Annotated in this window: 17 protein-coding genes and 1 tRNA gene; 7 read left to right on the plus strand and 11 right to left on the minus strand. The window is 43.4% G+C overall.

Annotated features, from left to right (window positions below):
- Positions 1 to 124 precede the first annotated feature (124 nt).
- Complete coding sequence (locus tag ABJH64_RS07985; protein ID WP_348275583.1) at positions 125 to 769, minus strand: hypothetical protein; 645 nt, start codon at positions 767 to 769, stop codon at positions 125 to 127.
- Between the two features lie 11 nt (positions 770 to 780).
- On the minus strand, positions 781 to 2,940 hold the full coding sequence (locus ABJH64_RS07990) for a TonB-dependent receptor (RefSeq protein ID WP_348275584.1): 2,160 nt from the start codon (positions 2,938 to 2,940) through the stop codon (positions 781 to 783).
- A gap of 229 nt (positions 2,941 to 3,169) precedes the next feature.
- Between ABJH64_RS07990 and ABJH64_RS07995 the strand changes: the two genes are divergently transcribed.
- The 4 genes from ABJH64_RS07995 to ABJH64_RS08010 all read left to right on the plus strand — a co-directional run bounded on the left by ABJH64_RS07995 (position 3,170) and on the right by ABJH64_RS08010 (position 9,655).
- Positions 3,170 to 4,306: an efflux RND transporter periplasmic adaptor subunit gene (locus ABJH64_RS07995; protein ID WP_348334768.1), complete on the plus strand. Its 1,137-nt coding sequence runs from the start codon at positions 3,170 to 3,172 to the stop codon at positions 4,304 to 4,306.
- 4 nt (positions 4,307 to 4,310) lie between these two features.
- The gene (locus tag ABJH64_RS08000) at positions 4,311 to 7,478 is read left to right on the plus strand and encodes an efflux RND transporter permease subunit (RefSeq protein ID WP_348275586.1); all 3,168 of its coding nucleotides are present in this window, start codon (positions 4,311 to 4,313) and stop codon (positions 7,476 to 7,478) included.
- A complete protein-coding gene (locus tag ABJH64_RS08005; RefSeq protein WP_348275587.1) occupies positions 7,475 to 8,869 on the plus strand; it encodes an efflux transporter outer membrane subunit in 1,395 nt (464 codons plus the stop codon). Before ABJH64_RS08000 ends, ABJH64_RS08005 begins: the two co-directional genes overlap by 4 nt.
- A 297-nt stretch (positions 8,870 to 9,166) precedes the next feature.
- A complete protein-coding gene (locus ABJH64_RS08010; protein WP_348275588.1) occupies positions 9,167 to 9,655 on the plus strand; it encodes a BRO family protein in 489 nt (162 codons plus the stop codon).
- A gap of 101 nt (positions 9,656 to 9,756) precedes the next feature.
- On the opposite strand, the gene ABJH64_RS08015 is transcribed toward ABJH64_RS08010, so the two are convergent.
- From ABJH64_RS08015 to ABJH64_RS08045, 7 genes are all read right to left on the minus strand, one after another.
- The gene (locus ABJH64_RS08015; protein WP_348299505.1) at positions 9,757 to 10,014 is read right to left on the minus strand and encodes a hypothetical protein; all 258 of its coding nucleotides are present in this window, start codon (positions 10,012 to 10,014) and stop codon (positions 9,757 to 9,759) included.
- A gap of 27 nt (positions 10,015 to 10,041) precedes the next feature.
- A complete protein-coding gene (locus tag ABJH64_RS08020) occupies positions 10,042 to 11,247 on the minus strand; it encodes a type II restriction endonuclease (RefSeq protein WP_348275589.1) in 1,206 nt (401 codons plus the stop codon).
- 8 nt (positions 11,248 to 11,255) lie between these two features.
- Positions 11,256 to 12,440: a DNA (cytosine-5-)-methyltransferase gene (dcm, locus tag ABJH64_RS08025; RefSeq protein ID WP_348275590.1), complete on the minus strand. Its 1,185-nt coding sequence runs from the start codon at positions 12,438 to 12,440 to the stop codon at positions 11,256 to 11,258.
- Between the two features lie 126 nt (positions 12,441 to 12,566).
- Complete coding sequence (locus ABJH64_RS08030; RefSeq protein ID WP_348275591.1) at positions 12,567 to 13,031, minus strand: very short patch repair endonuclease; 465 nt, start codon at positions 13,029 to 13,031, stop codon at positions 12,567 to 12,569.
- 164 nt (positions 13,032 to 13,195) lie between these two features.
- Positions 13,196 to 14,995, minus strand: a complete 1,800-nt coding sequence (locus ABJH64_RS08035; protein WP_348275592.1) for a M14 family metallopeptidase — start codon at positions 14,993 to 14,995, stop codon at positions 13,196 to 13,198.
- A 145-nt stretch (positions 14,996 to 15,140) separates the two neighbouring features.
- Entirely contained in the window at positions 15,141 to 16,799 is a 1,659-nt protein-coding gene (gene glgP / locus ABJH64_RS08040) for an alpha-glucan family phosphorylase (RefSeq protein WP_348275593.1), read from the minus strand.
- Positions 16,800 to 17,276: 477 nt separating this feature from the next.
- The gene (locus ABJH64_RS08045; protein ID WP_348299503.1) at positions 17,277 to 19,808 is read right to left on the minus strand and encodes a M14 family metallopeptidase; all 2,532 of its coding nucleotides are present in this window, start codon (positions 19,806 to 19,808) and stop codon (positions 17,277 to 17,279) included.
- Between the two features lie 248 nt (positions 19,809 to 20,056).
- On the opposite strand from ABJH64_RS08045, the gene ABJH64_RS08050 reads away from it, so the two are divergent.
- Positions 20,057 to 21,451, plus strand: coding sequence for an MBL fold metallo-hydrolase (locus tag ABJH64_RS08050; protein ID WP_348276209.1), 1,395 nt, complete (start codon positions 20,057 to 20,059; stop codon positions 21,449 to 21,451).
- An 11-nt stretch (positions 21,452 to 21,462) separates the two neighbouring features.
- Positions 21,463 to 21,783, plus strand: coding sequence for a rhodanese-like domain-containing protein (locus ABJH64_RS08055; protein WP_348276208.1), 321 nt, complete (start codon positions 21,463 to 21,465; stop codon positions 21,781 to 21,783).
- A 245-nt stretch (positions 21,784 to 22,028) separates the two neighbouring features.
- Here ABJH64_RS08055 and ABJH64_RS08060 read toward each other — a convergent pair.
- Positions 22,029 to 22,106, minus strand: a tRNA-Val gene (locus ABJH64_RS08060).
- A 67-nt stretch (positions 22,107 to 22,173) separates the two neighbouring features.
- Positions 22,174 to 24,990, minus strand: coding sequence for an excinuclease ABC subunit UvrA (gene uvrA, locus ABJH64_RS08065; protein ID WP_348276207.1), 2,817 nt, complete (start codon positions 24,988 to 24,990; stop codon positions 22,174 to 22,176).
- 155 nt (positions 24,991 to 25,145) lie between these two features.
- Here uvrA and pnuC point away from each other — a divergent pair, with 155 nt between their 5' ends.
- Entirely contained in the window at positions 25,146 to 25,778 is a 633-nt protein-coding gene (pnuC, locus tag ABJH64_RS08070) for a nicotinamide riboside transporter PnuC (RefSeq protein ID WP_348276206.1), read from the plus strand.
- Positions 25,779 to 25,949 lie beyond the last annotated feature (171 nt).

The following is a 25,949-nucleotide window of genomic DNA, read 5'->3' on the forward strand; positions in this document are numbered from 1 at the left end:
TTGTATATAGGTTCTTTAGACTGAGTCATGGAGGGAAATTTAAGTAAAAAGCTTTAAATCCTAGATTGTAGCGGTATCATCTAGAAATTAAAGCTTTTCCAGTTAAGAGGAATTATAATCTAAATCAGTTGCATTTGGCCGTCACTTGATCAGCCTGCATTTTGCCCCAAGTCGGTAGGATATATTCTTCGGTGATTTTTGCCTCCTCTTTTTTGTAAAGTTCCAAACTCATTCGAGCCATTCCACAGGCTTTCTCTGGTCCATTACCGAAAAAGTCGGCCATGCCTAATTCCATCTGGGACATCAGCGATACAGCTCTTGGGTTTTCTCTGTCTTGTTTTATGGCTTTGCCAAAGAGCTGCATTGCTTTTCCACTGAGAGATTGACCTCTACTCCCTGGATCTATACTGATCTTGCCCATCGTGATGTATCCTTCCAATGCTGTAAGTTCGGAATTGTCAGCAGAGATTTTCTGCGCTTTTTTCACCAATTCCATAGCCTCATCAAAGCTCTTGTCTTTGTCTATATCGAAGCGAAAAGCTGCTTCTGTTTTCAATAAAGCTGCGTAATATAAAGGCAACCATTCCGTGTCAGCAGCTTCGGCTATTCTCAGGAATCCGTTGGTGACTTCCTGGGATTGCTCATAAGTTCCAATTGTCTTTTTAGCTTCCAACTGCTTTTGCATAGCGGCGATGAAAGCCGGATCAGTTGCTTGCGCTACCACGATGAAGAATAGACTGAATGCGAGTGTTAGGATGTACTTGTTCATAGTATAATTGATTAAAGGTTGTTTAGATTATTAGCTGTTTTGTCTTTGGAAAAGGTTAGGAATACTCCGATAAATAAGAATCGTGGTGCGATCTGACCTTGAGGAATAGCTTCGAATATTCCTTCAGTATTAGCTTTTGGGCTGTAGGTGTAGCCAAAAACATTGTCCCGACCGAGCACATTGGTACAGGCAAGATGAATGATCACATTAGGTTTTGGTAAATAGCTCCAGGATAAACTCAAATTTTGATAGCTTTTTGTTTTTGCGTTCATATCCGAGTTATCCACATTTGGATTTGTGTAGGTATAGCCATCATTGAAGGCAAAAGAGGCACCTATGAGTGATTTGAGTGAGGGAACAAAATGCTTCACCACCACCGATAGATTATGCTTTGGAGCAAAACTAGGTTGTACTTCAGTTTGGTATTGGTTAAAGCTTCTCTTGCTATCCACAAAGCTGTAAGTGACCCAATAGTCCGTTTCCTTAAAAGTTTTCTGATCGCGGAAGAAGAAATCCATTCCTTTGGCGTGGCCTGATCCATTATTTTGAAGGGTCTGAGGATCATCCATCGTTCCCTCAAAAGTCACAAGGTTGTCGTAAGACTTATAAAAAGTCTCCGCTCTTAAAGTGAATCCATCTTTGGTAAATAGGTAGTTCAAAATCAAATGGTTTGATTCCGAATTCTGAAGATTCGTATTCAATACGCGGAAGTTTTCCACAGGTAATTGATGGAAGCTTCCTGCTGCAAAAGACAATTGCCCTTTATCGTTCAATTGATATCCTACAGATACTCGAGGATCCAACCAGCTTTCCTCAGTGAGTGAGCTTAGGCCGCCTCTTAAGCCACCTCTGAACACTAGATCTTTATTCAGATAGAAATCCCATTCCGTAAAAAGATATGTTTCTCTATCGTCAAAGTCTCTTTCCCAACCTTCATTGATCAGCTTCTCGGAAAAAAGGTGAATGAAATGCTCTATTCCAAACTTTGCTGAAAGCCGATCGGAGAAGTCTTTGATCGCAGTGCCCTTGAGGTGCATAAGCTTATTTTCCCGTTCTACTTTTATACTGTCATAAGTGATTTTATCGAAATTTCTGGAGTATGAAATTCCAGTGAAAATCATCCAGTCTTTTTTCAAAATTGTTCTCCAGTTTGCTTGTGCATAGCTGTAGTCATTTTTTAGATCAACCAAAACCCGTCGGTCTGTTCCCGGTAAAGGCTGCCAAAGTTTCATTCCTCCAGATTCTGTCCTCGCCATTACTTTGAGTAACCCGTTGTCTCCCGTTTTCTTTTGCGCAGCTACTTCTAGATCCCAGCCATTTGGCGCAGCCTCAAAGTCCACCTCTTGCTTAATCAATCCCTGATATGGCCCTAGATTAAAGTAGTTAGCACTTGCGGTGATGCTTTGCTTTTCGTTAGCCAATGTGTGAGAATAGCCGCCACCTATGCTCATTATGCTCAGATCACCCTGGCTTCGGACCGATAGGTCTTTGGTGTTCAACGCCAAAGCTGAGGAAAGTGCCTGACCATATTCAGCTGAATATCCGCCGGTGCTGAAGAATGTTCCCTTGAATAGATTGGGGTTAAAGCGGGTTCGTGTAGGCACATTTCCAGCGGTAGTTCCATAGGCATTGCCCACCCGCATGCCATCGATATAGATGCCCACTTCGCTAGCATCTCCGCCTCTGACGAACAACCTTCCATCATTCCCTACAGTACTCGTGCCTGGAAGCGTTTGAAAAGCACCCATGATATCGCCCATTGCACTTGGCGTGGTGACAATATCAAGCGGCTTCAGCACCACAGACTTGCCTTGATCGGAAGCTTCCATTGTGCCGGCTGAGATGGTTACGGCGTTCATCTCGGTAATTTCTTCTATCAAATATATAGACTGAATTTCGTTAAAGTTAGGCTTTAGTGTAAGCGCGATCTCTTGAGATTTAAACCCAAGAAACTTAAAAATCAGCACCTGATCACCTAGGTTAGCTGTTTCAAATTGATAAGTTCCATCCTGTGCACTTGATGCTCCGTCGTAGCTTCCTTTGAGTTGAATATTTGCACCGGGTAAGGCAAGTCCCTTTTCATCGAGCACTTTTCCTATGACAGTTGCTTGCGCAAAAGCTTGGGTTTGCATCAGCGTGAAGAAGATAAAAAGGAGCAGACGTGGATTCATTTTGATTCGTATTTGAATCAAATATGCCAGGAGGATTCAAGTCCAAAAATTGAATCAGTCTGAAGTGTAGGATTTGCTGACTGAAGTGTATTAATCTAAACCTGAATTTTTTGAAAAAGCAACACGAACAGGTTTACCTCACTTAAAATTGGTATTAAGTGATTTTTTATACCTTTATAAACACCCTACTATTGGATAGAAAAGAGCGTTGAATCTTATTTTGAAAATCATGAAAATTTCTGGAATGAATTTACTCCTCGGTCTGGCTTTGTTCTACTCGTGTTCCCCTACACCTGAAGTAACTGAAAAAGAGCCTTTGGAAGTCGAGGTTGTAAAATTGAAAACAGAGTCCATTACTTTGGAAAAGGACTTCGTGGCCCAAATTTATGGCAAAGTGGACATTCCTATCCGTGCCCGTGCAGAAGGTTACTTGCAGGGAATTCATTTTCAGGAGGGGAGATTGGTAAAAAAAGGAGACCTGCTATATACAGTCAATGCAGACCCATTTCAGGAGGGAGTCAATGCCGCTACCAGCGAATTAGCCTCAGCTCAGGTGAGACTGACACAGGCAGAAAATGACTTGGCTCGATACCAGCCCTTGGCCGATATGAATGCGATTTCTAAAAAGGATCTGGATGCCGCTATCGCAAATAGGGATGCCGCCAAAGCCATGGTGAGCGCAGCTAATGCCAAAGTCAGATATGAAGGGATCCAATTGGGTTATACACAAATCAAATCACCGATCGATGGATTGATCGGAAAGACCAATGCCAAAATTGGGGAATTCGTAGGTCGCGATCCCAATCCGGTTATCCTCAATGTTGTTTCCTTAATTGATTCGATTCGAGTCGAGTTTTATCTTTCCGAAAATGACTACCTCTCCATCTTCAGAGAATATCAAGAGGATCATCGAAAGCTTCAGGACAATCCGGCAACTTTAAAACTAATCCTAGCTGATGGTTCACCCTTCGATCAGACCGGAAAAGTGGATTTTATCAACCGTCAGATCGATGCCAGTTCGGGGACTATTCTAGTCCAATCTACTTTTGCCAACCCTGACCGTCTGATAAGACCGGGTCAATTTGCGCGTGTGAGAGTTCCTATCCAAAACGTCAATGAGGGAGTGCTGGTGCCTCAGCGGGCCGTGAGTGAATTTCAAGGAGGATTTTTTGTCTTTAAAGTAGGAGAAGGAAATAAACTAGTGCAGCAGCCAATCGAAATGGCAGGAAATTACCGGGATTATTTTGTGGTGAAATCTGGGTTAGCAGCTAGTGACCTAGTGGTACTACAGGCCATCCAAAAAGTCACCGCAGGACAAGAAATTACACCGAAAGAAGTGGTATTCCAATCTCAATACAAAGATTAATCCGATGAGCGAACTAGACGATTCAAAGCAGATATTCTTTGTAAGAAGGCCTATCGTTGCCATAGTGATTGCCTTATTTATGGTGATTGTGGGCGGAGTATCCATTCTAGGGCTGGCTATCGAGCAGTATCCTGACATTACTCCCCCTGTGGTACGAGTGAGCACGGCCTTCACGGGAGCTAATGCCATCAGCGTGGAGCAATCAGTAGCTTCGCCATTGGAGCAGGAAATCAACGGGGTGGAAAATATGCTCTACATGAAATCCACCAATGCCAATGATGGTACCCTTGCACTCGAGGTAACTTTTGATCTGGGTACTGACCCTGATATGAATACTGTTTTTACTCAGACTAGGGCAGCTGCGGCTACGCCAAAATTGCCTGAAGAAGTAAAAAGACTCGGTGTAAAAACTGAAAAGTCAATGCCAAATATTCTGATGTTGCTGACCCTCACCTCAGACGGAGCCTATGATCAGGAGTTTTTGGGCAATTATGGGATTATCAATGTCAAAGACCAACTTGCCCGCACCAGAGGCATAGGCAGAGTACAGGTATTGGGAGCCAGTGATTACTCCATGCGTATCTGGGTTAAGCCCGATCGCCTAGCAAAGCTTGGGATCACTATCCCGGAAATCGTGGATGCTGTACGGCAGCAAAACGTAATTGCCCCTGGTGGAAAATTTGGTGCAGAACCGGCTCCCCCAGGTACTGAGTTCACCTATACTGTCCGTCTGCCGGATCGGTTAATATCGGAGGAAGAATTTGGAAATGTGGTCATTCGCTCGGAATCGGATGGTAGTCAGATTTTTATCAAGGATGTCGCGCGCGTAGAATTAGGAGTAGAATCGTATAATGCTTTTACCAGACTGAATCAAAAGGACTGTGCCATCATTGCACTTTATCAAGCACCCGGATCCAATGCAGTAGAGCTATCATCTGTAGTACGTGAGACGATGGATGAGCTTGCCAAAGATTTTCCGGAGGGGATCAGTTATGAGGTATCATTGGACAGTACAGCACCGATCAAGGCTGGAATCTCCGAAATCATCGAAACCTTAATCATTGCCCTCTTATTGGTCGTCCTTGTTGTATTTATTTTTATCCAGGATTGGCGGGCTACGTTGATTCCCACCTTGGCTATTCCTGTTTCCCTTATTGCGGCTTTCATGGTCTTTCCTGTGTTAGGCTTTTCCATCAATACACTTTCGCTACTTGGGCTGGTTTTAGCGATTGGGATAGTCGTGGATGACGCCATCGTAGTGGTAGAGGCGGTTCAGGTTAATATGCAAAAGGGAATGAATCCTAAGACCGCCACTTCGGAAGCGATGAAGGAAGTGACGGCACCTATTATTGCCACCACATTAGTGATGGTAGCGGTGTTTGTTCCTGTAGCAGCCATGGCTGGAATCACGGGCAAACTTTATCAGCAGTTTGCGATCACAATTGCCGTTTCGGTGGTCTTCTCTTCGATCAATGCCCTGACTTTGAGTCCTGCGCTTTGTTCACTTTTATTGAAAAATTCGACTGGACCAGGAAAGGGGTTACTTGGAAGATTTTTCACAAAATTCAATACCAGTTTTGATAAAAGTACAGAAAGCTACTACGGCATGGCAAAAGTCATGGCCGGGAAACTCAAGAGAGGTTCTATTTATATCGTGCTTACGTTGGTAGCAGCGGGAATATTTGGGGCTATGGTGCCCGGAGGATTTCTACCCGAAGAAGATCAAGGCTACCTCTATGTAAATGTGCAGCTGCCCAATGCGGCTTCCATGCAGCGTACGGACGCAGTAATGAAAAAGATCGAAGCGATCGTGATGGCCCAACCTGAAACAGAATTTGCCACTGCTCTTTCCGGATTCAGTTTGTTGGCGGGATCTTACATTCCCAACACGGGCTTTATGTTTGTCACGCTGAAAGAGTGGGATGAGCGAGAGGCTACTGCGAAGGAAATGATGGAGCGACTGAATGCGATTTTCGCCCGGGAAATTCAAGAGGCTCAGGTATTCAGTTTCGGTCCACCAGCCATTCCGGGCCTTGGAAACGGCTCTGGATTTAGCATTATGATCCAGGACAAAAAAGGGCAGGATCCCACTTACCTGGCGCAAAACACCTACGCTTTTATCCAAGCAGCTCAAGCTCGACCGGAGATTGCTTCTGCGTTCACTACTTATCAGGCTACTGTTCCGCAGCGGTTTATGGAAATCAACCAAGACAAAATTCTAAAAACGGGAGTTAGACTTGGGGACGTGTATAATACGTTTGCAGCCTACCTCGGGGGTGCTTATATCAATGACTTCAATAGATTTGGGAGGCTATATAAAGCGTACGTCCAAGCTGAACCCGAATACCGGCAGAGTGAAAATGGCCTCGATCTTTTCTATGTCAAAAACAACGTTGGCGAGCCTGTTCCCATTTCGAGCTTTGTGAATGTCAAGCGAATCGCAGGACCTGACTATACCAATAGATTCAACCTGTTCCGAGCAGCTGAGGTGACAGGTTCGCCAGCCGCGGGTTATTCCTCGGCACAGGCATTAGATGCTCTGGAAGAAGTGGCAGCTGAGGTATTGCCGGATGATATGACCTACAGCTGGAATGCGATGAGCTATCAAGAGAAGAGCTCCTCAGGTCAAATCGGCATCATATTTTCCTTCTCACTCTTGTTCGTATTTCTCATTTTGGCCGCACAATATGAAAGTTGGTCTATGCCTTTTGCGATTTTGTTGGGAACTCCATTTGCGCTGTTTGGTGCATTCTTATTCCTTTATCTCGCCCGACTAATGGACGAAGCATACTTGAATAATATTTTCGCACAGATCTCTTTGGTCATGCTTATCGCGATGGCGGCAAAGAATGCTATCCTGATTGTGGAGTTTGCCAATATCAAGTTTGATGAAGGACTCAGTCTTTTCGATGCTGCGGTGGAGGCAGCTAAGCTGCGATTTAGACCAATTTTGATGACGGTTTTCTCCTTTATTCTCGGCGTGTTGCCTTTGATACTGGCATCAGGGTCTGGTGCAGAAGCTCGTAAAGTAATGGGAATGGCTTTACTTGGAGGAATAGGAGTGGCGACTTTACTAGGTTTATTTTTATACCCGATGCTGTTTGTGTTGGTGGGAAAACTTGGTAGATATGAAGAAAAAAGAGAGGCAGTTTTAAAGGTTCAGAAATCATGAGAAAGTTTGTTCTAATTTGCTTGGGAGCCTCCTTTTTATGGTCCTGTAAATCCGGTCAAAATTACCAGGGTACAGAAGTAGCTATTCCTGACCAATACCGATTAGGGGAGGACCTCGACCGACAGCAGGTACAATTGGCTAATGTCGATACCCTGAAAGTTGACTCTTTGATGAATATCAACTGGTTTGACGTTTTTAAGGATCCGGTATTGAATCAATTAGTTCAGCAGGCCTTGGACACCAATCAGGATTTGGCCATTGCCGCGGAGAATATTCAGCAAGCTCAAAGTGCACTGGTGATTCAGCGCTCGCAGATGCTTCCATCGATTGGATATTCGGCTGGAGCCAGTCGGGGAAATTTCTCGGGATTGCCCCTAGCAGCAACTCAAAACGTATTTACGGGATTTGGCTCGGTGAATTGGGAGATTGATTTCTGGGGAAAATACCGAAGACTCAATGAAGCCGCCCGCGCAAACATTATAGCGACAGAAGAAGGCTATCGCGCCACCAAACTCAGTCTGATGAGTACAGTAGCCACTTCTTATTTTCAGTTATTGGAGTACAAGCTACGTCTGGAGATTTCCAATCAGACGCTGGCACTTCGGGATAGTATGCAAACAATTATTCAGGAGCGCTTTGCGAAAGGAATTATTGCAGAAATCGATTTGAATCAGGCGCAGATCCAAACGGCTATAGCAGCAGGGAGCGTCCCGATCTGGGAGCGATTGATCGTTCAAACAGAAAATCAACTCAGTGTCTTGGTGGGAGAATTACCGCAACAAATTCCTGTGGGTGTCGAGCTGATGGATCATACCTTAGATCTGGAAATCCCGGTAGGGTTGCCAAGTCAACTGTTGGCCAGAAGACCGGATGTGCTGCTTGCAGAGCAGGAACTAATCGCTTCAAATGCCTTGGTAGGAGCAGCAAAAGCGAATCGATTGCCTAATGTTTCCCTGACAGGTTTGTTAGGCGCAGCAGGAACTGAATTGAGCAGCATGGGTTCAGCTTGGAATCTGGGTGGATCTATCTTAGGCCCCTTGTTTAATTGGGGAGCTTTGCAGCGACAGGTGGATATCGAGGAGAGTAGAACTCGGCAAGCTGTGCTGAACTATGAGCGGACTGTATTGGATGCCTTTCGGGAGGTGGAAAACACCTTGGTGAATATTAGCTCACTTCGCAAAGAATTGATAGCCAGAGAGGCCCATGTGAAGGCCGCGCTCCGCGCGATGTTTTTGTCTCAAGAGCGATACAATCAAGGCGTAACCAGCTACTTGGAATACCTGGAGTCTCAGCGTCAGGCATTTGATTCTCAATTGAATTTTGCCGGAACCAAACAGGAGCTGCTGAGTAGTTATGCACAATTGTATAAGGCACTCGGTGGGGGGTGGTGAGACTGATTTGGGGCGAGGTTTGATTGGTGTTTGTGGATGATTTTCGCCTCCGGCTAAAGTGAGGGGCTGGACAAAGAGGGAGATTTGATTTCAGAAATGGCTTTGCAGAATATCGAGTGAATGTCCTTCGCTTGACTGGAATGTGGCTTTAGCCCATTCCTCGAGATTGTGTAAATTGTAATGGGCGCTTACACCTAGCCGGATAAATTATCACATCTCGATTTGAAGACTATAGCTCGGCGATATAGATTAAATCAAAAATGTCATTCACAAAAGCCATTAACCCTGATCCGGATCATGACGGGAAAGCAAAAAATATCCATTCGTTTTTTTGATGACCGTGAGGTACGGGCCCTATGGGATGAGCAAAATGCCAAATGGTGGTTTTCAGTATTGGATATAGTCGCTGTACTTACCGACCAAGATGACTATAGCAAAACCCGAAATTACTGGAAGTACTTAAAAGCGAAACTCAAGAAAGAAAATAGTCAAGTGGTTAGTGCCACTACCCAGTTGAAATTACTTGCTCCTGATGGTAAAAAGCGCATGACCGACATGCTCGATTACGCAGGAATTATCGCATTAGGCAAGACTTTTCCAAGCACTCGGGCCAATCGATTTATCGCCTGGTTTACCTACAGCGATGAGACCATAGATGGGAAAAGCAAAACCAAGGCTTATGCTCTCTTTGAGAGCTCCTCAGCCGCTATGCCCAGCTATACAACGTGCTTGGAAGGGGGTGGTAAGACTGATTTGGGGGGAAGGCTGATTGGTGTTTGTGGATAATTTTTTCGCCTCGGGCTAAAGTGAGTGGCTAGACAAAGAGGGAGATTTGATTTCAGAAATGGTTTTGCAGATTATTGAGTAATTGCACAGATCTTTCATCCTCAAATATGGCTAAAGCTCTTTAACTTGAAAATACAATATCTCGCTTTACTATTATTAGCCGTCTTAATTACTACAACAGCAGGCAAATGAGGGTGATTACTGGCCAAAATTACTTGTACAATCTGTCCATCAATATGTTTTATAACCTCGTCAGAATTGATTTCACCAATATGAAATCTAAGTGGAAAAAACATTAATGCCTCTAACTCCTTGGCTGAATAATTCCGTGGATGTTTTAATATCGGTTTTTTGTCCATTTCAACTAAAATTTAGTACTTGAAGAATCATTGTTTTAGTCTAACCAAACTGATGAAATCCTCCAAACAAATCAGTTCTGATTGCTGGACTTCAGAATAAGTCGAAGAAATGGATTTAGGAATTACCAATTGCACAGCCTGAGCTCTCATTTCATCCGTCTGATTTTTACTGATAGCGGGTTCGAGTGTTGCTAGGTGCTTTGGGCTTATACGATCTGCTTCCGGAATTATCTGCCTCCAGCGGTCTTTAGCTGAAGTTTTTAGCCCCAGCATGGTTAGCCGTTCTGGTGGAAAAGTGGGGTTAAAATATTCAGCTTTTCCAGGAAAAAGAAAATCAGGTTTATTATTCCTTTCAGTCTTGACCCCTTTTGAATAACGGATAGAATTTTGGTCAAAAATAATGGCAAGGTGATTTTCAAAAGCATATCCTGCCCTGGATTTTCTTTTGTTCTGAACACTTAAAGAAAAACTGATAAAATCATCAACATCCAGACCATCCTGTCCAAAACCAGTTCTTAATTTTTCCTGAACCGAGTGCTTCTCGAAAGTTCTGAATAACTTTTCTTCCCACATCATCCATGAAATCAAGGCTTCATCGGGTGCCTCTATTGCCGAAACTTGATCTTTAAATGTTTTCCTAGCATACTCACTGAATATGAACGTAGATGGAAGCTTTGCTCCAAATTTGCCCAGCATATCGTTGAGATAATCCGGTTCCTCTTCCTCTATCTCTAATCCTAATGAAGAAACTATTAATTTCCCAGCAAAGCCTAGATCAGATTTTTGGTCTCCATATTCTTTGATTACAAACCTCCTTTCAGATTCCTCCAGTCCAAAAAGCCATAATAACTGGCTTTCATGGGTAGAGTCCTTCGGGCAGATGATCACCAATAATTTATCATCTGCGGTTTTTGCTATAATTACCATGTCCCCTTCCTGAGCCTTCCGCATAGGATTATTGGAACTATAATACAATCGAAATTCAGTCCTCTGAGGATGGTTTTCTCGGGCATCATACCAAGTCAAATGACCAGATTCTGATTCTTCTTTATTTTCCTCATCGGTCAGATATAAAAAATCAGTTTCAAAGGTAATTCTATCAGGTCCAAATATTTCCCGAAAACCAACTACCCCATTAAATTCATGTTGATTTGAGATTTCGGGCTGAGCTTCCACAGCACTTAATCGCTTTGCTCCCGCAGCTACAAAAAATTTTGACAGAGGATTTGACATTCGTTAATTTAAAAAGTTTCAATGATAGCTCTTCCAACATCCTCCATCAGGGGCTGAACCACAGAATTTCCAAACTGCTTGTATGCTTGTGTATCAGAAACAGGTATTTTAAACGCTTCTGGATATCCCTGAAGTCTTGCGCACTCACGAGGGGTGAGTCTTCTTGGGTTTTTGCCATCTTGAGGAATTAAAATTTCCGAACCATCTTTGTAATACCTCGCGCTCAACGTCCTTGAAATCCCATCCAGATTCACTAAACCAAAACCAAAACCATTCCCAGCAGCTTTATGCTTTGCCGCATATTTTTGCAGATAATCCCAAAGCTTATCACTCAGAGTATACTTCTCATCTACCTCTTTTTCCAAAATATCTTCTACAACCATCGGGGGATTATCAGGCATTTCTGGGAAAGAGAAATTCTCCTCTCCATTAAAGACATTTTTGTCAAATCCTACTATGATTATTCGTTCTCGATGCTGTGGTGCATAATATTTCCCATCCAATACTCTAAAATGAATATTATAATTTAGCTCCCTCAGCGTCTCAGAAATAATTTTGAAAGTATTTCCTTTATCATGTGAAATGAGATTTTTGACGTTTTCTAGTAGAATAGCTTTGGGCCTTTTATGCTTTAGGATTCTGGCTATATCAAAAAAGAGGGTGCCCTGAGTCTCATCCAAGAAACCATGGGTTCTTCCCAGAGAATTCTTCTTGGAAACTCCCGCTATGGAAAACGGTTGACATGGAAATCCTCCTGCCAAGATGTCGTGATCAGGAATTTCATTTTCATCAATTTTGGTAATGTCACCAAATGGAACTTCGCCAAAATTAGCTTCATAGGTCTTCTGAGCGTAGTGGTTCCACTCACTGGTAAAAACACATTTCCCACCTAGATTTTGAAATGCCATTCTGAAACCTCCAATACCGGCAAAGAGATCTATGAATTTGAATTGAGGATTCTCAGGAGGAGGAAAAGGAATATCCCATTTGATAGGCAGATAACCTTGATACCAAGGTTCGGCTACTGCATCCAATACAGACTCAGCATAATCAGCGGCTCCGTCATAATAATATTTGGCAGCCCCATTATCAGCACCATGCAAAAAATGTGTCAAATAGGCCAATTCGGACTGTTCAGGCTTTTTGATGTCGATCTTCAACTTCTTTTTTAATTCCGAATACTTAACTGGCATTTTGAGCAACTTCTGTGAATACTATTGAATCGATCAAATATATTGAATTCTCTTTGGAGATTAGAGCCTTTTTTATGGTTCCATAAAACCGAGACACGTATTGTCTGCGTATTCGCCGGAACAGTGTCACCCCAAATTACCCAAAATTATCTTCATACATACCCCCAGCTCTTCCTGCACCTCAAAATCCCAAAACCTCAATACTGTCCAACCTTTGGATCGATAAAATTCATTGACTTCTTGATCACGCTGCATGTTTCGTTCAATCTTGGCTATCCAGAATTCTCGGTTGGATTTAATGGCATGTTTTCTACATTCCCAGTCGTAACCGTGCCAGAAGGCACCATCTACAAATATTACGAGTTTATAAATCTTCAAACTGACATCGGGTTTGCCAAAAAGATGGTTCTTCGGGGTTTTGTACCGTATTCCTGCTTGCCATAATGCTTTCTTCAGGAGCTTTTCAGCTTTGGTCCCTTTTGATTTAATTTGGGACATATTGAAAGAACGGACTTTAGTGGTGTAAAAGCCATTGTCTTCTGAAAATTGCGGAACCGCAATTTTTGGGAGAATGTATTTTTTCGGTTTCAATTATTCTTTCTGCCTAATTCAGTTGGTTTGGTTTGACCAATTTTGACCTTGTAAGGATAGAAAGCTTGAAAAAATTCCAAGAGGCGCCACTTTTGTCACCACTGCGTTTCACTGGTAAAAAATTACCACAATAAATCAATCCAACACCAGTCCCTAGTCTTCCCTCACCACTCCCTCCCCACAGGAATCACTTTCCAATTCTGATCATAGTAAGGGGTCTGTGCATAAAACCACTGATAGATTGCGCGGGGAGATTTTGCGAAGTTAGCGTCGTTGGTTTTTTTGGACTCAAACCTAGCTTTCAAATCCGAATCTTCCGCTAGCATTTTAGCAATCAGAGGTTCCATGATGTAGGTTTCCATGTATTCGGTCTGGGTAAAGATGGTATTGAAATAGCCCCATTGGAAAAAGCTATCCACGGACTCCGGCTCCATCAATATCACTACCAATTCTCCCAAGGCCTGATCCGTGGGGATTCGAATTGATCCCGGATTCATTGTTTGTGTTCGTCTTTCGCTACCTAGTTCAAATTTCTGGACCCGCATCATCCCTTCATAAGGCTGATTGCCCATACTGTAGCTGGTGACTGTGGATAAGTCCAAGGAAATTTCTTGCGCTTCTGTCAAGGTATCGAATTTGATCCCGTGCTGTTGGACTTTGGAGATGACTGCTGTCCATTCGGCTGGAATCCAGTAGGCTTGCGGGACAGCAACCGAGAGTTCGGGTACGTCCATCAATATACTCGGAACGGATTGGGTAATTGGCTTGCCTTCCCACTTTACATATTCCGCACCCGTAATTTCGGATTTGACTATGGAAGAAGCTACGCCAAGGAATTGCATGGAGTCAGCAGGTGTATCTCTGAATTTGAATTTGACTGGAATATCTTTTTTCGGCTGATTGGAATCGGCTTTGACAGCAGCTTGCAAGGCTTCGAAATGATTTCCGAGGGATTTGATTGCTTGCTCCAAGAATACATACGTACCCAAGACCCGCTGCTTAAATGGCTTGAGGGAATGGTTTTCGATCAGGATAGATGCCATGTGACGGATGTCTCCATAGGTATGAGAAAATCTCGGACTGAAGGAGAAAGCTATATTTCCCGCAGAGAAGTCGTTGCCATTGGCTGCGAAAAGCAGAGGTCCGGGAATATGGCCCATATCCTTGAGTGCTTGATCTACTTCCGGCTGAAATGCTGTGGATAACCACTTAGAAATCTCTGGGGAATAACCACCCGAAGCTACATAGCCATAGGTGATGTCGTACTGGTAATCAGCGCCATCCGTCACGTGCACATCGATGTATAGATCGGGATCATATGCGATTATAATTTTTGCAATCGTTTTTATTCCAGCTGATTCAAGCTTGGTGAAATCTCGGTTGAGGTTCAGGTTTACGGCATTGGTTCTCCAGCCCATTTCTTTCGGACCCCGTTGATTCACGCGACCAAATTCACTTCGACGCTCATGTCCATCCACATTTAGAATTGGAATAAAGAGAATATTCGCTTTGGTCAAAAGCTCTTTTTTGTCACCCAAAGCAATATCTCGAAGGAGCATCATCCCTGCGTCTTTGCCATCGATCTCTCCGGCGTGTATTCCTGCCTGGATGAGTATTAGCGGCTTTTTGGATGTGGATAACTCCGAAGGGGAGAAGTCTTGATCCAGAGAGGCAATCAGCAAATGGATGATTCGACCTTGCTCGGATATGCCCGCATTCATCATAGAAAGATAGGCAGATTCGGCAGAGAGCTTTTCTAGCCAAGCCATTGTTTCTGTGTAAGTCGGAGATTCTAATCCATCAGAAAGTTCAAAGGGAGTTGCCCACTTATTTGATTTATCCACCAAAAGTTCTTTGCTTTTTCCATCCCAATGAAGGATCGGTGGCATACTATCCTGAGCGAAATTTGGCAAGGTAAAACTCAAGTAAAAAATAACGAGCAGCAGTGATTGGTTTAATTTCATTTGTGGGGATGTTTCTCTAAATATCGGAAGTACTTTGATAGGACGACATCATTTTGGGTTAAACTGCGATTAGTTGATTTAAATACTAAAAAAGCCCAGACTGTTGGAAGGTCCGGGCTTTAGGTATTATATAGGGTAATGCATATTAAGACTTATACATGATTTCATAGTATTCCTTTGCCATTCTGTTGCTTTCAAAGCCATCTATGACATCTTTCATCCCTTTCTCCACGATGTCATCCCACTTAGGTTTGTCATCATAATAAGTAGGCAAAATCTCATTTTCCAGCACAGACATAAGATTTTCCAGGTCAAAATGATCCTGTTCCGGAACGCTCATAGTCATGTAGTCAGCCGTAGGGACGATAAAGCTGTTTTTGCCGTGCTCAGCAAACTCGCAGATCCATCCATCGTAAGTACTGAAGTTTACCGCTCCATTCATGGCCGCTGTCATTCCCGAAGTACCGCTGGCTTCTCTAGGTACACGAGGATTATTAAGCCAGACATCAGCGGCTTGCTTGAGTCGCTTACTCAATGTCAATTCATAATCGACGCAAACCGCCACATTAGGATACTTTTTGCTTAAATGTACGAGTTGGTTGAAGGTAGAAATAGCCCCATAATCCGACGGATAGGGCTTTCCAGCCCAAATCACCTGAACAGGACGCTCAGGGTTGTTGATCAATTTTTCAAATCTGGCTAGATCTTTAGTGATCAAATCTGCTCTTTTGTACCCTGCAAAGCGTCTTGCCCAAACGATCGTCAACACATCAGGATCAAGCAATTTGCCTGTTTGATCGGCTACGATCTCGAAAGCTCTTTTTTTCAAATATTGCTTTCTGTCGTCAAAACCAGCTTTATCATCCATTTGCATGAAATGATACAGCTGCTTATCTGCCCAGTAGGTATAGTTTTGCGAGTTTGTGATTGAGGTGATTTCCGGGATATCTGTGTACTTGCTCCACATCTCTCTGCTTACTTTCCCGTGAAGTTTACTGACGCCATTCGCTTTTCTGGCAAATCGAAATGCCGCCAAACTGTGATTGAAAAGATCACCTTCCATACCAGTCAGCCATCTTACTTCGTCTAAAGAATAGCCGTTGAAATAGCCCATTTGCTCACAGAGATAGATATCATGCTTCTCGTTCCCAGCTTCTTCGGGCGTGTGTGTTGTGAACACGAGTCGCTTTTTCACTTCCTCTTTGGAGCCAAATTTTCTCATCAGGTGAAAAACTGCGCTGACGCCATGAGCTTCATTGAGATGATAGACTTCAGGATTGAAATTCAGCTCGTCCAGTAGTCTCGCTCCGCCGATTCCCAATAGAATAAACTGCGCAACTTTCGCAGCCGAATCAGAATCATACAAGCGATGGGTGATGGTTTGGCTGAGATAGTCGTTCTCTGGCAAATCTGTACTCAATAAGAACAGCGGAGCACTTTTGAATGTAGTAGGAGGAAGATACCAAGCCTTTACCCAGACAGGGTTGCCGTGGATAGTGATTTGATACTTGATCCCAGTATCCTCCAAAAAGCTATAGGTCTTTTCATACCATTCAGCCTTTAGGGTTTGGTCCTGATTTCTTCCTTGATCGTAATAGCCGTATTTCCAGAGGATGCCGATACCGATCAGGTTTTGCTTGAGTTCGTATGCGCTACGCAAATGAGAACCTGAAAGAAAACCAAGTCCGCCAGAGTAAATTTTCAGCGGTTGATGGATCGCATATTCCATGGAGAAATAGGCCACTCGCTTGGAGAATTCCTGTGCTGGAGAATAAGGAACTGTATAGTTTTTGAAATCGGTCATGAGAGAATAGTTAAGAAAAACCTAAGATAATTGAATTCAGAAAGGTGTAGCAAAAATGAGATTGGAGAATTGTAAAGAAGCAGCGGAAATTGAATAATGCACTTTCAAATGTGCAGTTTCGGCTAAAATTGCACATTCATTTGTGCAAAATGAGCAGTTTATCATCCGTTAAGGGGTAAATTAATTTAAGTCCTTCTTCTGGAGAAGCAAGATAGCAGTCACTTTGTCCTATCCTTTTTGATAAAATTCTCTTAAGACAGAGGCACAGAGCACACTGAGGTTGCACGGAGCTTATTTTAAAAATCCGAAAGTAAGTCTATCCACTGTGGTATTCTTTGTGTCCTCGGTGTCTCTGTGTTGAAAAAATTGCACAAAAAAGCATTATAGTAGCGAATGAAAAAACCGGCCACTTCTCAGCAACCGGTCATTATTCTATAATCTATTTTCTAGCTACTTATTTCTTACTACTTGCGTCTCTTACTGCCCTACCATAAAGATTGCATTACTCAACACGAGTTTTCCAGACTCCCAGAATCCTCTGAAAATCGGATCATCCACGAAGTAAACAATCTCGCCGCGACCAGCATTTTCCACGCCGATTGCAAGTGATTCGCCCATTGTGGACTTGATTTTGAACCCAATGTAACCTGTTCTATAGGCGTCGTTATTTGCGATTATTCCTGCGTTTGCTCCGTTGTTGAGGTAGGCGAATTTGCTTGAGTTATTTTTCAACGCATAGTATTTTCCTCCAGTACCATAACCAAGAGGATGTGTTTCGTCCATCGTCACTTGATAGATCGCTCCTGCCGCTCCGCTGGAAATTGCCACGCGTTCACCTTCCTGATAAGGTAAAAGTCGCTCTTCTTTTGCCAGAGAATCTAGTTTCTTTTGCGCTGCTTTTTTCTCCTCATCGCTTTCAAAAGTCTTTAGCGCAAAGCCCTCTTTGTTTGCAAATAAATTCAAGGCTCCGTCGATTGCAATTAATTTTCCACCGCCACGCACCCATTCCATTACATTTTCCTCAGCTGATTTGCTTAATCCACCACCTCGCATAGAAGGCATGATAAGGACAGTGTATTTGCTCAGATCATAACGAGCCAAATTATCTAGCTCCAAATTTACCAATGGATAGTTGAGGTCTTTCTCGAAGAAGTGCCAAATAGCCCCATAATTCAGAGAATTAGTTCCCTCTCCGCCGACTAAAGCAACCTTTGGAGCTTGGATCACGCGGATATTTGGTGAGCCAAAGTCTTTTCCTTTGTCCACATAGCCAGACATTGTAGTTGCTAAGTTCACCCCGAATTTATTGGCGATCTCACTTACTTTCTGGTCAAAATTTGGCACATACTCATTTCCGCCTTTCGTGATCATAAGTGATCCCGCTGGAAAACTTTTCCCCTCTACTTCGAAGGGAAATTCATTGTATTTCACACGAATATCTGCAGTCAAAAGAGCCGAAAGAAAAGCAGCATCTCTCGTTCCTTCCCAAGCCGCAAGGTATGCCACAGGTGTTTTGCCAGCTGAATTTGGGGTGAATGCTGGCTGCTTATATTCTCCAGCTGCATTTACTCTAGTTTCCAGTGCATAAGCTTCCAAACCATAGGCATAAGGCATAGCCCAACTCGTGATGTCGTAGGTGATGCTGTCATTCAAAGTAGGATTTGGCTCAAAAAGCACCTGCGTCAAAACGGACTTCGGCTGGTAAGCATTGATGATGATATCTTCCTCGCTTGTGGAAAAGGATTCACTTTTTCCAGAAGTATAAGAGAAGCCTTTCAAACCTGATTTAGAACCAGCTTTTCCATACTTGATTCCATTTTTATCCAGCAATTCAAGCAATTTGGCCACCTGAGCAGGATTGCTTTCGCCTTTAATCACAAAGCTTTTGTATTTGCCCTTGGGGGAAGATGCATTTTCATCGAAGAACTTCTCGAACTCCGTAAGTAGCTTGTCAGCGTTTTTGCTGGTCACTTCTGCGGCTGACATAGCTGCAGTATAATGTCCCTGTATCCTGTAGCTCAACGTAACCGTATCTCCTACAGCATCAAATCCGCCGATTCCGGCCTGACCTCCACCGCCTTGCTCGATGGTCATCCCGATCGCTCCATTGAACATCGGGTAAGAATCCCCATAGGAAGGATAAAGAATGTCGAAACGCTCCTTCGTAAAATAGAATCTTCCAGCTTCATCGAAGTAGTTAGCGGTATTTCTACCAAAGGTATCCTGAAATTCATGCTGCCAAGGTGTCAACTGCTCATGAAGTGGTTCCGCTGCCGGAGCCATATAAAAAGGATTGTTGATCCCCTGCTCGTGGAAATCTAAGTGAAGCTGCGGCATCCACTGATGGTAGAGCTTCATTCTCTGCTGGGATTCCACCTGCACTTGCCAAGCCCAATCGCGGTTTAGATCAAACAAGTAGTGATTTGCTCGCCCACCCGGCCAAGGCTCGTTGTGCTCCACAGACTGTAAATCGGGCTGTAGGGTGGTGTTCATTTTCTGATTATACCACATGGCGTAGCGATCACGGCCATCAGGATTGATCGCAGGATCGATGATGACAATCTGATTTTTTAGCCATTCCTGGGACTTGGCATTTTCTGGATTTGCGAGGGTATAAAAGGATGAAATCGCAGCTTCCATTCCCACAGACTCATTTCCGTGTACATTGAAGGACATCCAATTGATCGGAACAGCAGTCGAAGGATCTCCATCCAGCATGCCAGCTCTTTTCAGGTTGTCCGTTCTGATTTGTTCCAGATTAGCCATGTTTTCCGAACTCGAAAGTATAGCCACAATCAACGGACGCTTTTCGTTTGTTTCTCCGTATTGAACAAGTTTGACGTTAGGATTATTGGCCGCCACATGTTCAAAGTAATCTACCATTCTGTGATGAGGAGTGAAACGATCACCGGGTTTATAACCCAAAAACTGCTCTGGAGTCTGGATTTGAGCCCAAGAGCAAAGCGTGATCGAAAAAACGAATAAAGATAGGAGTAAGAGTTTTTTCATAATAACGGCGGTTTTTTTCCGAGTGAAAGTTAAGATGTTTTGTGAATTGCCTTAGCACCAATTATAAAAAGACTCTAATTCACACTTGGAAGTATTGTTTACAAATGCTCACGCCTTTATCAAACTGTAGATGGTAGCTCATTTTTGACACCTGTTCCCCTGATTGTGACAAAAGTCTCAGAACGTAGTGATTACATGTCCGTACTTTATGGTATCAAAACAATTTACCAACCCAAAAAACTATACTTATGTATTTCCAACACGTGTATGACAAATCATTAGCACAGGCAAGTTACTTTATAGGATGTCAGGCAAAGGGCGAAGCCCTCGTGATCGATGCACAGCGTGATATGGATGTTTACCTGGAAATTGCCAGGCAAAACAATATGAAGATCACACATATTGCGGAGACACATATTCACGCAGATTTCCTAAGTGGTTCTCGAGAGCTTGCCGCCGTGACTGGTGCCAAGATGTACCTTTCGGACGAAGGGCCTGCAGAATGGCAGTATGAATTTGAGCATGATGGCCTTCATCATGGCGATAAAATCAATGTGGGCAACTTGAGTTTGGAGGTGTTGCATACTCCAGGTCATACACCGGAGAGCATCTCATTTTTACTGACAGATCATCCTGCTACTGACCAGCCAGTCATGATTTTCACCGGGGACTTTGTATTTGTAGGAGATATTGGAAGACCAGACTTACTTGAAAAAGCTGCTGGACTTCTAGGAACTCAAGAGAAAGGAGCCAAACAAATGTTTGAATCTATTCAACGTTTTGCAGAGCTACCGGAATTTATTCAGGTATGGCCTGGACATGGTGCGGGATCCGCCTGTGGCAAAGCGCTTGGGGCTGTTCCAAGTTCCACTGTAGGCTATGAAAAGATCCGTAACTGGGCTTTTCAATACCCATCTGATGAAAAAGGATTTGTGGAGTATTTACTGGATGGTCAGCCTGAGCCGCCGAAGTATTTTGCGATGATGAAGCACCTCAATAAGGTCAAAAGACCCTTATTGGTGGAGGTGCCAAAGCACACAAAGCTTAGCAAGGATCAATTTCAAGCTGCATACAAGAACGGACTGAAGGTCATTGACACCAGAAATAAGGTTGAATTTGCTAAAGGGTTTTTACCAAATAGCATCAATATCCAAGGCAATAATTCCTTTTCCACCTGGGCTGGCTGGATTCTAAATTATCAGGAACAATTCATCCTGGTCGCTGAAGAAGCTCAGATGGATGATCTCACACGCAAGCTAATGCGAATTGGCTTAGACAATATCTACGGGTTTATTGACGACGTCAATGACCTAGGATTGGAGCTTCAGACTGCAGAGGTGATTGACATCGAAGAGTTCAAATCTTTGCTAGGTAAAAAAGATGTGCAGGTAGTGGACGTGAGAAGTATTAGCGAATATAATGCAGGGCATGTCAAAGGAGCCGAGCATGTTTTCGTGGGGACACTACAGGATAAGCTGGATCTACTAGCTAAGGACAAACAAGTGGTCATCCATTGTCAGAGTGGGGACAGAGCTGCCATTGCCTATTCTATATTGCGTAGAAATGGCTTTGATCAGGTAAAGAACTACTCAGCAGGAATGAAAGAGTGGTTGGAAAAAGGAAATGAAACAGTTAAAAATTAAACAATAACATTATGGGTTTTTTCTCATCACTATTCGGAACAAAAGATAACAGTAATCTCACTGAGGCAATTCAACAAGGAGCATTTCTAGTAGATGTGCGCATGCCGGGCGAGTTTGCTTCTGGCAGTGTAAAGGGAGCAGTAAACATCCCTTTAAATACCGTCGCAAGTCAATTGTCAAAATTCAAAGGCAAGAAAAACATCGTGGTATTTTGCCAAAGTGGTAACCGAAGTGCACAGGCCAAGGGGATTTTGGAACAAAATGGTGTTCCTAATGTCATCAATGGTGGCTCTTGGAGCAATGTCAACCAATGTGTAAGAGAGGTAAATTGACAAGTAAAAGGTAATTTGTAGGAAGCGCCAGTTAGGATATTTACGTTAGAACAGCCTTAGTTTACCATGAAAATCGTAAATCAAACTTTCGATTTTCATGGTAAAGGTGATTTGAAATAAGCGATTTTATATGGTTCAAGTTTTCATACCTGTCTGCCTGTATGCAGGTCAGGAGACTTGAGCTAATATGCCCAAGAAAACATCAGTGTAAAAAGGTAATTCTATCACTTATGAAATTACCTTTTTGGTGGAACCTAAGGGATTCGACCCCATGACCTCTGCTCAGTCAAAGCAGCGCTCTAAACCAACTGATCTAAGATTCCGTTTTGTGTTGGCGAATGTAGATAGTCTTAAGTTTCAAAACCTTCGAGGTTTGAAAACCTCAAAGGTTTACACAAAAGCCTCCCTCAAATACTTCGCCGTATAATTCCCCTCCTCCTTCATCATATCCTCTGGGGTTCCTTCGAAAGTCAGGTATCCTCCTTTATTTCCTCCTTCTGGCCCTAAGTCTATAACCCAATCTGCCGATTTGATGACCTCAGTGTTATGCTCGATGATGATCACCGAATGACCTTGGTCAATCAGTGCATTGATGGAGTGGAGGAGTTTTTTGATGTCGTGGAAGTGAAGTCCAGTCGTCGGTTCATCGAAGATAAATAGGATGTGATCTCCGGCTTTGGTGCCGCCTTTTCCAAGGAAAGATGCGAGTTTCACTCGTTGAGCCTCACCACCGGAAAGGGTGTTGGAGCTTTGTCCCATGCCAATATAACCTAGACCAACTTCCTGTAAGGGTTGGAGTTTATTGATGATCTGAGTTTTCCCCTTAAAGAAATCTAAGGCTTCATCGATGGTCATATTCAATACGTCAGAGATGTCCTTCTCTTTGTACTTTACGTCCAAAATCTCATTCTTAAATCGCTTGCCCTTGCAGGATTCGCAAGTGAGATGGATATCTGCCATGAACTGCATTTCTACTGTCGTGATACCTTCTCCGGCACAGTTTTCACAGCGTCCGCCATCCACATTGAAGGAGAAAAATGCTGGTTTGTAGCCTCTTTGTTTAGAAACTGGCTGTTCTGAGAAAAGCATTCTGATCGCATCGTAAGCTTTCACATAAGTTACCGGATTGGAGCGGGAAGATTTTCCTATTGGATTTTGATCCACAAATTCCACTTGGGAAATAGACTTATAGTCTCCTTCGATCTTGTCGTATTTTCCACTTTCGTCTATGACCGTTCCCAGCATTTTTCCTAGTGCAGGATATAGTACTTTTTTGATCAAGGTAGATTTACCTGAGCCGGAAACTCCGGTGACACAAGTGAGCGTGTTAAGAGGGAATTTCACAGAAATGTTCTTCAGATTGTTTTCCCGTGCACCTTTCACTGTTATAGAATCCTTCCACTTGCGATTTCCATCTTTCTGGAAGATTTGTTCCTCGCCGCGCAGGTATTTGGCGGTGTGCGTCTGTGCTGAGGTCATCAATTCTTCAATAGGCCCCTGGAAAAGCAATTCTCCACCATGAACTCCAGCATCCGGTCCTATATCTATGATCTCATCGGCAGCTTTCATTACTTTTTCCTCATGCTCCACCACGATCACCGTATTGCCCAGATCTCTTAGTGATTTCAGCACACCGATCAGTCGATCCGTATCTCTTGGGTGCAAACCGATACTTGGCTCATCCAAAATATACATAGATCCAACAAGCGCCGAACCCAAAGAAGTCGCCAACTTAATCCGCTGAAATTCTCCTCCGGAAAGGGTGGAGGTCAGTCGATTAAGTGTAAGGTAGCCCAACCCAACCTGATCCATGTATTCCAAGCGACTTTGGATTTCTTTCAGCAAGCGGTTGGCAATTTTCGCTTGATGTGGAGGAAGATCAAGGTTATTGAAAAACGGCAATGCCTCATCAATCGGCATCAGCACAATATCCTGTATGGATTTATCCTCGATTTTCACATACGATGCGTCTTTGCGGAGTCGGGTTCCTTTACAATCCGGACAAGTCGTTCTTCCTCGAAAACGAGAAAGCATCACACGGTATTGGATCTTATGGGTTTTGGTTTCTAAATCTTTGAAAAATGCGTCCAGACCTTTGAAATACTTGTTTCCAGTCCAAAGTAATGCTTTTTCTTTCTCGTTCAGATCCTCGTAAGCGCGGTGAATAGGGAAGTCAAACTCGATTCCTTTCTTCAAAAGTGGCTCCACCCAAGCGCGGGAAGATTCTCCTCGCCATGGCGCGATCGCTCCTTCGTAAACCGAAAGATCTTTCTCTGGAATCACCAAATCTGGATCGATTCCGAGGACATTTCCAAAGCCCTCGCAGGTTCTGCAGGCTCCATAGGGATTGTTGAAGGAGAAAAAGTTAACGGATGGAATTTCGAATTGCATCCCATCGAGTTCGAAGCGATCTGAAAAACTCTTCGTTTCTTGGCCTGGAATAGTGATTTTGCAATCTCCATGACCTTCGAAAAGTGCTGTCTGTACTGAGTCGGCGATTCTAAATTGATTGTCTTCATCTTCCTGATGAACAGACACTCGGTCTATCAAGATCTCATATTTTCCTTTTGGAATCTTTTTCTCCTGCAGCAAATCTTCTACAAAATACGCTTCATCGTCGATCAGAATTCGAGTATAGCCTTTTTGCAGAAGTAGTTCTAGCTCCTGATTTATCTTTCTGCCGCGCTCGAGTCGCAGTGGACAAGAGATCATGACTTTTGATCCTTCTTCGAAAGATTGTATGTAATCAACGATGTCTGTGACCGTATGATGCTTTACTTCCTTACCTGAAATGGGAGAAATGGTTTTACCCACTCTGGAGAAAAGCAATTTCAGGTAATCGTAAATCTCAGTAGTAGTCCCGACTGTGGATCTAGGGTTTTTGGTGTTAACTTTTTGCTGGATAGCGATGGCTGGAGCCACGCCTTTGATGTATTCCACGTCAGGTTTTTCCATCCTGCCAAGGAACTGGCGAGCGTATGAACTCAAGCTTTCCACATACATGCGTTGGCCTTCGGCAAAAAGTGTATCGAATGCCAGGGAGGATTTACCAGATCCCGAGAGTCCGGTGACTACCACAAATTTATTTCTGGGAATCGCGACGCTCAGGCTTTTCAGGTTGTTCACCCGGGCGTTTTTGATGATGATGAATTCTTTGGGATCGAGGTCGTCGATGTTGGTTTTCGTAGGCAAAGTGCTCAAAGTCATAGGGGACAAAGTTACGAAAGGAACAGCCAAAGTCAGGAAAAAGTTGGCAAGGTTAGAACAAAATCATCCTGTACGCTATAATCTTCCAATCTTTCAATTTTCTAATCCACTACGTAGGACAAGTACTTCCAATTAAAAATCCCTTTCTTCGCAGCATGGATTTTCAGTTTTTACTCGATGGGTTCAGAGAAGGGTTAGCGGCGATGACCTGGCTAGAAGGAGTGGCTGTGTTTTTTGGGATTGCTTCGGTGTATTACTCCATGAAAGAGAACATCTGGGTGTACCCGACGGGAATTATCTCTACGCTTATTTATGTGTGGATATGCTTGCAGTACAAGCTCTACGCCGACATGGGTATTAATGCCTATTATTTTAGCATGTCTATTTTTGGATGGTATGTTTGGACACATCCTAAGGAAGGAAAAGAAGAATTGCCAGTAACTTGGCTTAAACCTTCTGGTTGGGCGGTTTCATTAGGAATATTTGCTGTGTCTTACCTTGTGCTTGTGTATGTCTTGCTCGAGTTTACGGACAGCGATGTCCCTTATTGGGATTCATTTACCACAGCCTCGGCATTTGTAGGGATGTGGTTGATGGCCAAAAAGAAAGTGGAAAACTGGATATTTTGGATTATAACTGATTTGGTCGCCGTACCACTTTACTTCTACAAAGGATTGATTTTGACATCATTTCAATACCTATTCTTCACCGTTTTGGCTATTTTGGGGTTGATTGCATGGATCAAATCAGCGAGGAGGAATGAGTATGAAGTTCTGCTTGAGAATTGAACGAGGAATATATAGGGCTTCGACTTCGCTCAGCCTGACAACGTATGCTATTTCGCTCTTTCAGAGGTGTTCGGGGGCAAATGAATTATTAACCCAGCCCGTTAGGCTGGGCTATGGTATCTTGGGCTTTCAGCCCTATCCAAAATTGTACTTGAAAATTTTCCTTTGTGA

The sequence above is a fragment of the Algoriphagus sp. genome, from assembly GCF_039969895.1.
Lineage (GTDB): Bacteria > Bacteroidota > Bacteroidia > Cytophagales > Cyclobacteriaceae > Algoriphagus.